The 14,327-nt window shown below is 36.8% G+C and carries 14 protein-coding genes and 5 tRNA genes; 15 read left to right on the top strand and 4 right to left on the bottom strand.

The window, feature by feature from the left end; all coding sequences use genetic code 11:
• Window positions 1-34 precede the first annotated feature (34 nt).
• The 10 genes from RGQ13_RS15065 (at window position 35) to RGQ13_RS15020 (ending at window position 7,347) form a co-directional block, all read left to right on the top strand.
• Window positions 35-475: a regulatory protein RecX gene (locus RGQ13_RS15065; protein WP_348390565.1), complete on the top strand. Its 441-nt coding sequence runs from the start codon at window positions 35-37 to the stop codon at window positions 473-475.
• A 24-nt stretch (window positions 476-499) separates the two neighbouring features.
• Window positions 500-3,121: an alanine--tRNA ligase gene (gene alaS / locus RGQ13_RS15060; protein WP_348390564.1), complete on the top strand. Its 2,622-nt coding sequence runs from the start codon at window positions 500-502 to the stop codon at window positions 3,119-3,121.
• Window positions 3,122-3,152: 31 nt separating this feature from the next.
• Complete coding sequence (locus RGQ13_RS15055; RefSeq protein WP_348390563.1) at window positions 3,153-4,373, top strand: aspartate kinase; 1,221 nt, start codon at window positions 3,153-3,155, stop codon at window positions 4,371-4,373.
• A gap of 122 nt (window positions 4,374-4,495) precedes the next feature.
• Window positions 4,496-4,690: a carbon storage regulator CsrA gene (csrA, locus tag RGQ13_RS15050; protein WP_348390562.1), complete on the top strand. Its 195-nt coding sequence runs from the start codon at window positions 4,496-4,498 to the stop codon at window positions 4,688-4,690.
• 330 nt (window positions 4,691-5,020) lie between these two features.
• Window positions 5,021-5,112, top strand: a tRNA-Ser gene (locus RGQ13_RS15045).
• A gap of 41 nt (window positions 5,113-5,153) precedes the next feature.
• A tRNA-Arg gene (locus RGQ13_RS15040) sits at window positions 5,154-5,230 on the top strand.
• 99 nt (window positions 5,231-5,329) lie between these two features.
• Window positions 5,330-5,406 (top strand) — tRNA-Arg (locus tag RGQ13_RS15035).
• A gap of 173 nt (window positions 5,407-5,579) precedes the next feature.
• Window positions 5,580-5,656 (top strand) — tRNA-Arg (locus RGQ13_RS15030).
• 277 nt (window positions 5,657-5,933) lie between these two features.
• The gene (gene ylqF / locus RGQ13_RS15025; protein ID WP_348390561.1) at window positions 5,934-6,887 is read left to right on the top strand and encodes a ribosome biogenesis GTPase YlqF; all 954 of its coding nucleotides are present in this window, start codon (window positions 5,934-5,936) and stop codon (window positions 6,885-6,887) included.
• A gap of 34 nt (window positions 6,888-6,921) precedes the next feature.
• The gene (locus RGQ13_RS15020; protein WP_348390560.1) at window positions 6,922-7,347 is read left to right on the top strand and encodes an HIT domain-containing protein; all 426 of its coding nucleotides are present in this window, start codon (window positions 6,922-6,924) and stop codon (window positions 7,345-7,347) included.
• Here the strand turns inward: RGQ13_RS15020 and RGQ13_RS15015 are convergent.
• Window positions 7,344-8,237: a ketopantoate reductase family protein gene (locus tag RGQ13_RS15015; RefSeq protein ID WP_348390559.1), complete on the bottom strand. Its 894-nt coding sequence runs from the start codon at window positions 8,235-8,237 to the stop codon at window positions 7,344-7,346. The genes RGQ13_RS15020 and RGQ13_RS15015 overlap by 4 nt on opposite strands.
• Window positions 8,234-8,587, bottom strand: coding sequence for a VanZ family protein (locus RGQ13_RS15010; RefSeq protein WP_348390558.1), 354 nt, complete (start codon window positions 8,585-8,587; stop codon window positions 8,234-8,236). Before RGQ13_RS15010 ends, RGQ13_RS15015 begins: the two co-directional genes overlap by 4 nt.
• Before the next feature lie 136 nt (window positions 8,588-8,723).
• On the opposite strand from RGQ13_RS15010, the gene RGQ13_RS15005 reads away from it, so the two are divergent.
• Complete coding sequence (locus RGQ13_RS15005) at window positions 8,724-9,206, top strand: YajQ family cyclic di-GMP-binding protein (RefSeq protein WP_348390557.1); 483 nt, start codon at window positions 8,724-8,726, stop codon at window positions 9,204-9,206.
• 212 nt (window positions 9,207-9,418) lie between these two features.
• Here the strand turns inward: RGQ13_RS15005 and RGQ13_RS15000 are convergent, their stop codons facing one another.
• Window positions 9,419-9,595: a hypothetical protein gene (locus tag RGQ13_RS15000; RefSeq protein WP_348390556.1), complete on the bottom strand. Its 177-nt coding sequence runs from the start codon at window positions 9,593-9,595 to the stop codon at window positions 9,419-9,421.
• A gap of 231 nt (window positions 9,596-9,826) precedes the next feature.
• Between RGQ13_RS15000 and RGQ13_RS14995 the strand changes: the two genes are divergently transcribed.
• A complete protein-coding gene (locus RGQ13_RS14995; protein WP_348390555.1) occupies window positions 9,827-11,173 on the top strand; it encodes a sodium-dependent transporter in 1,347 nt (448 codons plus the stop codon).
• 161 nt (window positions 11,174-11,334) lie between these two features.
• Here RGQ13_RS14995 and RGQ13_RS14990 read toward each other — a convergent pair.
• Window positions 11,335-11,410: transfer RNA gene (locus tag RGQ13_RS14990), tRNA-Trp, on the bottom strand.
• Window positions 11,411-11,705: 295 nt separating this feature from the next.
• Between RGQ13_RS14990 and RGQ13_RS14985 the strand changes: the two genes are divergently transcribed.
• The 3 genes from RGQ13_RS14985 (at window position 11,706) to tgt (ending at window position 14,281) form a co-directional block, all read left to right on the top strand.
• Window positions 11,706-11,885 (top strand): hypothetical protein, encoded by a 180-nt coding sequence (locus RGQ13_RS14985; protein WP_348390554.1) that lies wholly within the window; start codon window positions 11,706-11,708, stop codon window positions 11,883-11,885.
• Window positions 11,886-12,020: 135 nt separating this feature from the next.
• Entirely contained in the window at window positions 12,021-13,061 is a 1,041-nt protein-coding gene (gene queA, locus RGQ13_RS14980) for a tRNA preQ1(34) S-adenosylmethionine ribosyltransferase-isomerase QueA (RefSeq protein ID WP_348390553.1), read from the top strand.
• A gap of 83 nt (window positions 13,062-13,144) precedes the next feature.
• Window positions 13,145-14,281 carry a tRNA guanosine(34) transglycosylase Tgt gene (gene tgt / locus RGQ13_RS14975; RefSeq protein ID WP_348390552.1) on the top strand — a complete coding sequence of 379 codons (1,137 nt, stop codon included), beginning with the start codon at window positions 13,145-13,147 and terminating at the stop codon, window positions 14,279-14,281.
• Window positions 14,282-14,327: the final 46 nt, after the last annotated feature.

The following is a 14,327-nucleotide window of genomic DNA, read 5'->3' as shown; positions in this document are numbered from 1 at the left end:
TATGCTTAAATATACCTGTTGAAGTAATGCTTTAGTGATTAAAAAGGACGTTAAAAAGGCCGCTTATTCTTTATTAGCAAGACGCGAACATTCGCAAAAAGAGTTAATGCAAAAATTGCTGTTAAGAGAGTTCAATAGCGATGATATACAAATAGTATTAGATGCTTTGAGTGAGCAAGATATTCAAAGTGATTTACGCTTTGGTGAAAGTATGTATCGTCTGCGAGTTGCTAAAGGTTATGGTTGGATTTATATTGCTGCAGAATTAAAGCAAAAAGGCTTAACTAGTGATATCATAGCCGCCGTTTATACTAGTCAACAAGTTGACTGGTTTTTACAGGCTGAAAAAGCCTACCAAAAGCGTTTTCCTGATCCTAAAATTAGCGATCAAAAAGATAAAGCAAAACGCGTAAGATTTTTACAATACCGTGGTTATAGTTTTGAACAAATAAACACGGTAATGAACCTAAATTAATAAATATTTTATTGGATAACAACCATGATTAAATCCAGTGCCGAAATAAGACAGGCATTTTTAAACTTCTTCGCGCAAAAACAACATCAAATAGTTGCCAGTAGCTCACTTGTACCAGGCAATGATGCAACATTGTTGTTTACTAATGCTGGTATGGTGCCATTTAAAGATGTGTTTTTAGGTGCTGAAACTCGTAGTTATACCAGAGCGACGTCATCGCAGCGTTGTGTTCGAGCAGGTGGTAAACATAATGATTTAGAAAATGTTGGTTATACCGCTCGGCACCATACATTTTTTGAAATGCTGGGTAACTTTAGCTTTGGCGATTATTTCAAAATTGATGCTATCAACTTTGGTTGGGAATTCTTAACATCTGTACTTGGCTTACCAAAAGAAAAGTTATTGGTAACGGTATATGAAACTGACAATGAAGCATTTGATCATTGGGCAAATGTAATTGGTGTTCCAGTCGACCGCATCATTCGGATTGGCGACAAGTCAGCTGACAAAAAATTTGAGTCAGATAATTTTTGGTCTATGGGTGATACAGGACCTTGTGGACCATGCTCTGAGATATTCTATGATCATGGCGAAGAAATTTGGGGTGGCCCCCCTGGATCACCTGAAGAAGACGGTGATCGTTTTATCGAAATTTGGAACTTGGTTTTCATGCAGTTCAACCGACAAGCTGACGGTACTATGGAGCCATTACCTAAGCCGTCTGTTGATACCGGTATGGGACTTGAACGCATCGCGGCAATTATGCAAGGCGTACACTCAAACTATGAAATAGATATTTTCCAAGGGCTAATTAAAGCTGCGGCAGATTTACTTGGGTGTGATGATTTAGAACATAAATCTTTGCGTGTAATTGCCGATCATATTCGTTCGTGTAGCTTTATGATCACCGATGGTGTTAATCCATCAAATGTTGGGCGTGGTTTCGTATTACGCCGCATCATTCGTCGCGCGGTACGTCATGGTCATAAACTTGAAGCAAAATCTCACTTCTTCCATCAGCTCGTTTCAGCCTTAGCTGAGCAAATGGGTGAAGCATATCCTGAGCTTATTAAACAGCAAGCAATTATTGAAAAAACATTGCGTATTGAAGAAGAACAGTTTGGCCGTACTTTAGATCGTGGTATGAACTTACTCAATGATGTCATTGCTAATTTAAGTGGTGATGTCATTCCTGGCAAAGATGTATTTAAGTTATACGATACGTACGGATTCCCAGCGGATTTAACTGCCGATATAGCTCGTGAAAAAGAATTGAGCATTGACCAAGACGGTTTTGATAGCGAAATGCAGGCACAACGTCAACGTGCACAAAAAGCATCAAATTTTGGTACTGATTACAACGACCAAATAAAATCAGATAAAACTACGAATTTTGAAGGTTACGATAACCACAGCTTTAGCTCGACTATTGTTGAGCTGTTTAATAGTGAAGGTTCTGTTTCTTCATTAAATGCGGGTGATAAAGGCATTATTGTTTTAGATAACACCCCTTTCTATGCTGAGTCAGGTGGTCAAGTAGGTGATACTGGCACAATAACCACAGATAGTGGTACGTTTAAAGTTACCGACACTGTTAAGTTAGGAAATGCCTTTGCTCATCATGGTGTTGCAGAATCTTCTATTCAATTAAATGCTCGAGCAAACGCAGAAATAGACAGTGCTCGTCGTAACGATGTTATTAAAAATCATTCGGCAACGCATTTATTACATACAGCGCTTCGTCAAGTTTTAGGTGAGCATGTGACGCAAAAAGGCTCATTATGTGACCCTGAAAAGCTTCGTTTTGACTTCTCTCATTTTGAAGGCGTAACAGCAAGCGAACTTCGCCAGGTTGAGCAATTAGTAAATGATAACATTCGTGCTAACTATGTTCGTGAAACTGAGTTGATGAATATTGAAGCCGCTAAAGAAAAAGGCGCAATGGCGTTATTTGGCGAAAAATATGACGATGAAGTTCGTGTTGTTACACTAGGTAGCTTTTCTACTGAACTTTGTGGTGGTGTGCATGTTGAACGTACTGGCGATATTGGTTTATTAAAAATAACTTCTGAAGCAGGTATTGCTGCAGGTACCAGGCGTATAGAAGCTGTAACTGGCGTTGCAGCAATGACATACGTTGACGAACAAGCAGATAAATTAACGACTATTGCCAGCTTAGTTAAGTCAGATGCGGTTAATACGGTAAGTAAAGTTGAACAATTAATTAGTAAGTCTAAGCAATTAGAGAAAGAAATCGCTCAACTTAAACAAAAGTTAGCGTCACAAGCTGGTTCAGATTTAATCAGCCAAGCAATTAATATTAATGGTGTTAAAGCATTAATAGCTGATGTTGAGGGCAGTGACCCTAAAGCATTACGTGAAATGGTTGACGATCTTAAAAATAAATTAGGCTCAGGTGTTGTCATGTTGGCGTTAGCTAATGGTGAGAAAGTTAGCTTGATTGCTGGTGTTACTAAAGATTTAATTGGCAAAGTTAAAGCTGGCGATTTAGTTAAAATGGTCGCTGAACAAGTTGGCGGTAAAGGCGGTGGACGCCCAGATATGGCTCAAGCCGGTGGTACTCAACCTGAAAATATTGCTAACGCTCTTGCCACTGTAGAAGCTTGGTTAGCAGATAAGCTATAGGGTTTTAATCTATGAAGGCGCTTAATCGTTAATGGCAATTATCGTGCAAAAGTTTGGGGGAACCTCGGTAGGTTCCCTTGAGCGAATTGAAAATGTAGCCGAACAAATCATCAAAACTAAACGGCAAGGTCATCAAGTTGTTGCTGTTTTATCTGCAATGTCAGGTGAAACCAACCGATTAACTGAACTTGCCAATCAACTCGATCCAAACCCATCCCCTCGTGAAGTTGATATGCTACTCGCTAGTGGTGAACAAGTCTCTATCGCCTTACTTTCTATTGCATTAATTAAACGCGGTTTTTCGGCGGTTTCTTTATTAGCTCATCAAATTGGACTGCAAACTGACAATCGTTTTAACAAAGCGCGAATATTAAATGTTGATAACCAACGCATGCTGCAGGAATTACAGCAAGGGCATATCGTGATAGTAGCCGGTTTTCAAGGAGTTGATCATGAAGGCAATATCACTACATTAGGACGAGGGGGCTCTGACACCTCTGCCGTTGCCATTGCAACTGCGCTACAAGCAAAAGAGTGCCAAATATTTACTGACGTTGATGGTGTCTATACCACTGACCCCCGTATAGACGAAAATGCTCGAAAATTGCCTTATGTGAGCTTTGAAGAAATGTTAGAAATGGCAAGCTCCGGCGCTAAAGTATTGCAATCGCGATCAGTTGAGTTTGCTGGCAATCATAAAATGCCATTGCGGGTGCTTTCAAGCTTTACCGAAGGAGAGGGCACCAGCATTACCTTTGAACAACAAGCTGATAAAAAGCATCCGGTTTCGGCGATTACTAGTCATAAAGATGAGGCCATGATCTGTGTTGTCGGAATACAGTGCGGTGAACAATTTAGAAGCAAACTATTAATATTATTAGCCAAAGTAGATATTGAAATTGATATGCTCACTCAAACAGCTAAAGATGTTGATAAAATCAATTTTACTTTTACTGTTCATCAACATGATTATCAGCAAGCAATGCTTATTACTAAATCTTTAACCGCTAAGTTTTCTGTTGATGAACTATTTGGTGATAACCGAGTCGTAAAAGTATCAGCAATTGGTAATGGTATGCGTTCACACTCAGGTGTCGCAGCGAAATTATTTGAATGTCTTTTAGCAAATAATATTGACGTATATTTAGTATCTGCTGCTGAAATTAAAATATCGGTATTGGTTAAAGAAGAAAATTTAACCCGATCGGTACAGGTTTTGCACAAAAAGTTTCAATTAAATACAATTATTTAGTCTCTTTTTCTGTAAATTTTGCTAAATTCTTATATGTTAAGGAAAAAATCTAGTTAATTGTTTATTAATTGAACCTAGATTTGTTACCATAATAGTGATTTCTAATTTAAGAGGGCATATGGATGCTAATATTAACAAGAAGAGTTGGTGAAACTCTTATGGTCGGTGACGATGTTACTGTTACCGTTTTAGGGGTAAAAGGGAACCAAGTCCGTATTGGTGTAAATGCACCGAAAGAAGTGTCTGTCCATCGTGAAGAAATTTACATGCGCATACAAGCTGAAAAAGGTAATACTGATAATGTTGGTAACGAGTAGTTAGCGTTATTAATATATCAAAGTAAATTCATTAAAAGTTTGCTAAAAGTTTTTGCATACATTTAATGAATAAAGTTAGTTTAATGTTAACTTCAGCATTAACTCAGTATATAATTGGGCTGATATTTAAACATCTTGTTTGAAATATCAGCAAACAGAAAAAAAGACAAAAAAATCCGTTGACTTATTTTTCGAATCCATTAATATGCTCGCCATTGGTGAGGTGGCCGAGAGGCTGAAGGCGCTCCAGTGCTAAGAAATGTAAGTATAACTTATGGGAATTCTTAGCTAGGTAAATCTTGAATCTTCATTAATAAGTATGTGAATTATGGTGAGCTGGCCGAGTGGCCGAAGGCGCTCCCCTGCTAAGGGAGTATCGGCGTTAAATCCGATCGAGAGTTCGAATCTCTCGCTCACCGCCATTCATTTTATATGATTGGCATAATAATTTACGACAGATCACGGACGCGTAGCTCAGCTGGATAGAGTACCTGGCTACGAACCAGGCGGTCGCAGGTTCGACTCCTGCCGCGTCCGCCACTTCTTTTATGGAGTGGTCACTTCTCAAAGTGAATAAATATCTGAGTCGTGTTGTTCGAGGTGACAACAGTGTGGTTAACACTTTAAATATACAATTGCGGACGCGTAGCTCAGCTGGATAGAGTACCTGGCTACGAACCAGGCGGTCGCAGGTTCGACTCCTGCCGCGTCCGCCACATTAGAAAACCCTGTTTTATTGAAAGATAAAATAGGGTTTTTGCTTTTATTGTATATACTAATATTCAATGCAATGAAAATTAGTATTACACTCTCTCAAAGTGGCTAAATAATTGAGTCGTATTGTTCGAGGTAACAATAGTGTCGTTAACACTTTAATCATAACAACCGCGGACGCGTAGCTCAGCTGGATAGAGTACCTGGCTACGAACCAGGCGGTCGCAGGTTCGACTCCTGCCGCGTCCGCCACATTTGCAAAAACCGATCTTTTGATCGGTTTTTTGCTTTTTGTGATATGGACAATATATGTACCTGGCGCTAATACAAAAGCCAGTCGGTGATAAATCAAACTTCTGCCGCGTCCGCCACATTAGAAAAGCCCATTTTATCGAAAGGTAGAATGGGCTTTTTGCTTTCTGGAATTTGAAAATATGTAGCTTCTATCTTCTTTTTCTTTCCCCTCGTTTCTTTTCCATTTCCTTGCTAAAATATCAGTATCTTTCAAATACCTAAGTAATTCTTCCTAATGGCAATAAACTGGTTCCCAGGGCATATGCATAAAGCCCAAAAAGAAATCAAAGAAATTATCAATCAAATTGATGTAGTTATTGAAGTCTGTGATGCAAGATTGCCATTTAGCAGTGAAAATCCAATGATCACTGAAATTCGTGGCGATAAACCACTTATTAAAATCCTTAATAAAAGTGATTTAGCAGACCCAGAGTTAACTAAAGTATGGTTAGACTACTTTCATACTCAGCATAATGTTAAAGCTATAGCGTTAACGACTGAAGAGGCAAGTGGTGCTAAAAATATTGCCGCACTAATTCGAAAATTAGCTCCTAATAAAAATGAGGAAGGTAAACAAATTAATGCGATGATTATGGGGATCCCTAATGTAGGCAAATCTACTTTAATTAATACTCTGGTTGGTAAAACAAAAGCTAAAGTTGGTAATGAGCCAGCGGTGACTAAAGCTCAACAACGTATCCGTTTAGAAGACGGTGTGTATTTATATGATACACCGGGCATGCTTTGGCCTAAAATTGCTAATGAAAATAGTGGTTATCGTCTTGCTGTCTCTGGTGGTATTAAAGATACGGCTTTTGATCATGAAGAAATAGCCTGTTTTGCCGCTGAATATTTATTGACTGCTTACCCTGAACTATTAAAAGAACGTTATAAGATCACTAAATTGCCAGAGCACGAAGTCGAGTTTTTAGAAGAGCTTGGTCGTAAGCGTGGCGCTGTAAGAAGTGGTGGTCATGTTGATTTTCATAAAGCATCTGAGATATTAGTGAATGAAATTCGCGACAAAACGTTGGGTAATATTACGTTTGAAACACCTGAAATGGTGGAAAAAGAAAACATTTATTTTGAAGAGTTTCAAGCACAGAAAATAGCTGAACGTGAAGCTAAAAAAGAAGCGCGTGGTAGAGGCCGTAAAAATAAACCGAAAAAGAAAAAAAGCGGTAAATAATTTTTTTAAATTAAGAATTTTATAGGAAAATATAATGAGTGATGAATTTGTATTGCACAGCGATTTACAACGTGATGGCATAGAAATAGCTAATTTACCATTATGTAGATTATTGCTTTGTAATGATAGTAACTACCCTTGGTTTATTATGGTTCCTCGTCGTAGTGATGTTAAAGACATTTATCAATTAGAATGGCAAGATCAATTGCAGTTTCTTAATGAATCAAGTGCAGTGTCTGAAATTTTGATGCAATGCTTTAATGGCGAGAAAATGAATGTTGCAGCTTTGGGGAATATGACTCCGCAATTACATATTCATCACATCGTTCGCTTTAAAAATGATCCTAGTTGGCCAAAACCAATTTGGGGACAATTACCGTTGAAACCTTATGAAGCAAATGAGCTTGAGTTGTTGAAGCAAAAATTACTACCAATGCTGAAAGAGGTCATTGGTACTTAGATTGAATTAGTTAAGTCTATAATTTGCTTATAGAGCTTTGCATTGGTTGGGGTAGCAATTTTATGTTTTTGCCCTAACCGATAAATAAACCCATTAATGAAGTCAATTTCAGTATCTTGTTTTTTCAAAACATCTTCTCGCATAGAAGAGCTATTATTAGCTGTTTTATCAATTACATCGTATATAGTACAAATTAAATTATCAAAGTTAAGAGGCACTCCCTCATGCTCGGCAACAATGATTAATTCTCTTATTACATCTTCTATTGTGCTTTTATAATTAAGGTTACTTAATTCACCATTATTTATATCATTAATCGCTGATAACGCATTAATCGCACAATTGATTGCTAATTTTTGCCATTGGAGAGTTACTATTTGTTCTGAATACGTAAAAGATGGTATTGAGCTTTTCAAAATATTTATAAGATCTTCTTGAACTTCATTAGCACTACCACTCACAAGACCCATTTGGTTTTTACCTATCCCTGTGTGAATTATGTGGTTAGGTGAAAGCCGTTTAGCCCCCATCGTTGTTAACAAGGCATAAATAGGATTTGTAATGTTAAGTTTTTGTTGGAGTTGCTCAATGACACCCATGCCATTATTTGTGAGAACTATTGGGCACTGGTTATTTATATAAGGAGCAATCTTAGCAATGACAGTACTAACGTCATAAGATTTTACACAGCAGATTATACAATCTGCATTAGATGTTTCTGTATCAAAAGCAGAGTTAAAATGACACTGCTTAGATAAACCATTAATGTTAGTGAAAGAAAATGTAGTTGAAGTTGAGTTAGTACGCGATTTTATACTAATATCATGATCGATAAGGTAATGAGAAAATAATAACCCCATAGCACCTCTACCAACGATTAATATTTTCAAACCCTTTCCTTCTTTGCTTTATTTTTATTGGCAATTACAATTAATACATAAGTTAAGCAACCTAATACATCGGCGATGAAGTCAGTAAATTGACCACTTCTAAATCCTAAGTATGATTGCCCAACCTCTGTCAGACCGGCATAAACGCATAAAGTAATTATGATGAGCTTCAAATCAATTTTTATTAATGAGTTTACTAGCCACGTAAGTAGAAAAAATCCGAAGAAGTGTCCTGTTTTATCAAGTAAATGGTATTGATATAAAATTTTAGTGATAAACGTATAGTTAACCGCTAATAAACTAAATATTATTACTATTAATAGGTAAATACGAAAATTTGATATATTCACAGCAGTATTTTTTATAAATTTTTTTCATATTAACACGCTTGATTAAAGTTTTGTGATTGAATTTGAAAATCATCCTAGCCCTTAAAAGACAGCTTTGTTAACCTATAGCTAAATAATGTTTTAAAGAGATTTAATTATGCCTTCATTAGATATTGTGTCTGAAGTTGATTTAGAAGAAATACGTAACGCGACTGAAAATGCTAATCGTGAGCTCAGTACTCGTTTTGATTTTCGTGGTGTAGAAGCATCATTTGAATATAAAAATCCTGATGTAACGGTTAAAGCTGAAGGTGATTTTCAAGTTCAACAAATGTTGGATATGTTGCGTGCCCAATTATCAAAACGTCAAATTGACTCTAAAGCAATGACGGTTGGTGATTTTGTTCATTCAGGCAAAACATACTCGCAAAAAGTATCGTTTAAAGTTGGTGTTGAACAAACGGTTGCTAAGAAAGTGGTTAAAGTTATAAAGGATAGTAAATTAAAAGTTCAAGCGTCTATTCAAGGTGATAAAATTAGAGTTACCGGTAAAAAGCGTGATGAACTGCAAGCTGTGATGAAACTAATTCGTGAAGCTGAATTAGAGCAATCATTTCAGTTTAACAATTTCAAAGACTAGAATTTGAATAACAGAATATCAATTTTACTTTAGCAAGCTCAACAGCTTCAGCTGCAAAACCATCGAGAGTGGTTGTAATGCTATATTAAATACTTCAGCCAGTGATTGAGTGCACAGCAATACAAATTAAAGTTATACGAGTGTAAGAGCTCCACTTTAAGGCGATAGCTATGCCTCTGAAACTGTAAGAGCTAGTACCTGAAAGTTTTGAATTAACCTATCGTCCACATCATCAGCGCTAAAAGCATTTGATTCAAACCTCTAAGTACGGTACTAAACTTAGGGGGGGACTCAATCACCGCATGGCTTTCATCACCTATTGTCCAAATATCTTTTACTTTAGATAACGTTTCAAATAGTAACGTACTGCCAAATCTGGGGGCCGACAATATGATAATGGTTTTTTTAAAATATTAGTGTTTAAAATACGACAACGGCTCTAATGGAAAGTGATTTTACAGTGTTAACAGGAAATACATAATATGTTTAGTAAGGATATCAATACAAGTTTAATCAAATGATAATGGTTAGCATTTATTGCTAATAGACAGATCTTTCTTTATTGTTAGCCTCTAAGTGATTTTTTCACAAATTATAAAAATTAAAAAAACTGGATTATTATGGCAACAGCACGTGGTGGGTTTAGCTCACGTTTAGGGTTTATTTTAGCTGCAGCAGGATCAGCTGTAGGTTTAGGTAATATTTGGGGGTTCCCTACACAAACAGCTAGCAATGGTGGGGCAGCTTTTGTTTTAGTATATCTCATACTTGCTTTCAGTCTGGCTTATCCTGCATTTATGGCTGAGCTTTTAATAGGGCGATATGGCCAGGCTAATGCGGTAACTTCTTTACAAAAAATGTCTAGAAAAGCCTGGCAAAAAAAGTTTGCCTTTGTAGTCGGCTTTGGCGGTATCATTTGCGCGGCATTGATATTGAGTTTTTACGGGATTATTGCCGGCTGGATGATGTCGTACGCAATCGAGCCCGCTGCACAGTTAGTTGGTTTACAACAAATTGCTGATTGGGTAATTACCCAAAGTAATATTCGTAACCTCATATTTACTGCGCTATTTATGTTTTTGACGGTTTTTATAATTCGTAAAGGCGTAGAAGACGGTATCGAAAAGTGGTCAAAAAGGTTAATGCCATTATTGATCGGTCTATTAATTATTCTTATCGTATATGTAATGACATTGGATGGTGCATTAGAAGGATTGCAAGCCTATTTAAATCCTGATTTAAGGCGAGTTTTTCATCCTGACTTGTTGGTGAGCGCTCTTGGTCAGGCTTTCTTTTCTCTTTCTTTAGGTACTAGTGTCATGGTTATTTATGGCTCATACATTTCCAAAAAAGAGAATTTAGTGAGTTTAGGCGCACAAGTTACTTTAATTGATGTTTCAATTGCATTCTTGGCTGGCTTGTTAATTATTCCTGCTATGTATGTAGCACAACATCAAGGAGTTGCTATATTTGCCGCCGATGGTTCCTTAATTGCTGGACCAAGTATGGTGTTTACCGTTTTACCTGCATTATTTGATGGTATGGGCGCTATGGGATTGTTTGTCGGTTTTGCATTTTTTGTATTAATGAGTGTAGCAGCACTAACATCATCTATTTCGATGCTAGAAGGGCCGGTATCTTATGCCGTTGAACGCCACGACATGCAACGAGAAAAAGCAACAACCTTAATCAGCATTATTATATTTTTTATTAGTGTGTTTATTATTTTTAATTTAGATTTCATGCTCGACTTTGTTGCCATGTTAGCAACTGAATACGGGCAACCAATTATTGCAATGTTATGTTGTGTATTTGTTGGTTGGATTTGGAGTAGAAAAGAAATACTGGATGAAATTAAACAGGGTAATGAACAAGTTGAACATAGCTTCTTTTGGAAAATTTGGCCTTGGTATACCAAGTTTGTTTGTCCTGTAGCCATTGCAACGGTGTTTATTCATTCATTGTAAATTTACATCTATAAATTAATTAAACAAACCGCAGTGATGCGGTTTGTTAGTTTTTGGCTTTGTGTAAAAATTTGGATGCACAGATGCACAGATGCAATGATAAATATAAGATAACCAGAGAATTTAATTAAGTATGGGATAAAGCTAGATAAAGAAATAAGTGGCAGGGGTGGAGAGATTCGAACTCCCAACATTCGGATTTGGAATCCGACGTTCTGCCATTGGAACTACACCCCTGCAGTGGCTTTGCATTATACTTATCGTTTATTCACTGTAAAGGGATAATTTAATAAAAATGTTCAACCGATTAATAATTCACCAGCTTTGACAGAAGCAAAACCTCTATACTCCAAACCGGTACTTTTTCTATTAAAGGTGAAGTAGTATTTTATTGTAAATAAAATGTTAATAAAAATTTGAAAATAGTATTTTTACAAACTAGTATGAATGCTTAACAATAATAAAAGTGCTAAATTTAAAAAATATTTGAACAAGGTGCGGCACAAACTAATTACTTAAAAGGAGTTTAAGTATGAATTTTTTCAAATTCATTTCAGCCATTACCGGCTTTAAAAAGCAGGAAAACAATAATAAAGTACAAATAGATATTAATTACGTTCAATCACACGCTAAGCCTGGAAGTTTCTTTGGTCAAACTATGGATACTAGTGAGACCGACTGTGATTCAACTGAATCTAATGTAAATAGCTGATTTAAAATTTATTCGACTTTATCTCATTTTTATATTTAATCGCTTCAATAGACAGGTAATGCACATTTTCCTTGCTATTATTGGGCCTCAGCACTAAAATTACGCGTTTTTATTTTTATCTAACTAGTGCTGAATATGAAAGTTTCTGACTTTTCCTTTGAATTACCTGATGAGCTTATCGCTCGTTATCCACAAGCTGAGCGTTCTGCCAGCCGATTAATGTCGGTTGATGGTAGTAATGGCAATATTGAGCACCACAAATTTAATCAAATTATCAATAAGTTAGAACCAGGTGATTTGTTAGTTTTCAACAATACTAGGGTTATTCCTGCTCGTGTTTACGGCGTTAAATCGACTGGTGGAAAAATTGAAGTGTTGGTAGAAAGAGTATTAGATCAGCATCGCGTTTTAGCACATGTAAAAGCTAGTAAATCATTGAAAGTCGGTAATGAAGTACTTCTTGAAGGTAAAGTGAGTGCTACCATGGTTGCTCGTCATGATGCTTTATTTGAATTAGAGTTTCATAGTGACCAAACAGTATTGGAAATATTGGAAGATATTGGTCATATGCCATTACCTCCTTATATAGACCGTCCAGATGAAAACTCAGACCGTGAACGCTATCAAACCGTTTATAACGAAAAACCAGGTGCTGTTGCTGCACCTACTGCTGGCCTGCACTTTGAAAATGAATTACTTGAGCAAATTAAAGCTAAAGGTGTAAATCTAGCCTTTGTTACATTACATGTTGGAGCTGGCACTTTTCAGCCAGTTAAAGTTGATAATATTGCAGATCACGTAATGCACTCTGAATATGTAGAAGTAAGTAGTGAAGTAATGGAGCAAGTAGTCGCAACCAGAACTGCTGGAAAAAAAGTTGTAGCAGTTGGAACAACGTCTGTCCGTTCCCTTGAAAGTGCCGCTAAGCATGCACTTAACAATAATGAACAACTTGGCGAGTTTTATGGTGATACCGATATATTTATTACGCCAGGATATGAATTTCAATTAATCGATGCCCTAATCACTAATTTCCATTTATCAGAATCTACATTATTAATGTTAGTAAGTTCATTTTCTGGTTATGAACATATGATGAATGCTTATAAAGTGGCAATCACCGAAAAATACAGATTTTTTAGTTACGGCGACGCAATGTTTTTAACGAAACAGTAAAATCTAGATAAGAAAAACTTATTATAGATGTCGTAACCTCAACAACACCTGTGGCCTGTTTCGCTGCATGGTAAGGAAAAAACATGAAATATGAATTACTAAATAAAGATGGCAAAGCTCGTCGTGGCCGTCTTACCTTTGATAGAGGAGTTGTTGAAACTCCGGCATTTATGCCTGTAGGTACTTACGGTACTGTAAAAGGTATGAAAACCGAGGAAGTAAAAGATACCGGCGCTCATATCATTTTAGGTAACACCTTTCATCTAATGCTACGCCCTGGCACAGAGATCATTGAGCAACACGGTGGCTTACATGGTTTTATGAATTGGGATAAACCGATTTTAACCGATTCAGGTGGTTTTCAAGTATTTAGTTTAGGAAAAATGCGTAAAATTACTGAAAAGGGTGTTGAATTTCGCTCGCCAACTAACGGTGACAAAATTATGCTTACTCCTGAACGTTCAATGCAAGTACAGCGTAGTTTAGGCTCAGATGTTGTCATGATATTTGATGAGTGTACGCCATACCCTGCAACTCATGATGAAGCAAAGATATCAATGGAATTATCTTTACGTTGGGCCAAGCGTTCAAAAGCTGAACATGGCGATAATCCTTCTGCATTATTTGGTATTGTTCAAGGCGGTATGTATGAAGACTTACGTAAGGTGTCCGCTGCTGGGCTAATTGATATTGATTTTGATGGCTATGCAATCGGCGGATTATCGGTTGGTGAGCCAAAAGAAGAGATGATCAAAGTATTAGATCACACAACAGACTTGATACCTGAAAATAAGCCCCGATATCTAATGGGAGTAGGTAAGCCTGAAGACTTAGTTGAAGGTGTGCGTCGTGGTATTGATATGTTTGACTGTGTTATGCCAACACGTAATGCCCGTAATGGCCATTTATTTGTGACTGATGGTGTGGTTAAAATTCGTAATGCTCGTCATAAAACGGATACTGGCCCATTAGATCCACAGTGTGATTGTTCAACTTGTAAAAATTATTCGCGCGCTTATTTACATCATTTAGATAAATGTAATGAAATTTTAGGTTCGCAGTTAAATACCTTACACAACCTGCATTTTTATCAACGAGTAATGCAGGGATTGCGTGATGCGATAGAGCAAGGTAAATTAGATGAATTCGTGGAAGAGTTTTATGCCATTCGTGGCTTAGAAGTTCCAGTTTTAAATGCAACACAAACAACAGAAGAATAAAAACAAAATTTTTTGTGATTTTTCAATTTTTTAAACTTTATATTAG

Source organism: Thalassotalea psychrophila (assembly GCF_031583595.1).
Taxonomy (GTDB): Bacteria; Pseudomonadota; Gammaproteobacteria; order Enterobacterales; family Alteromonadaceae; genus Thalassotalea_A; species Thalassotalea_A psychrophila.
This window is presented reverse-complemented; position numbering and strand designations above follow the sequence as displayed.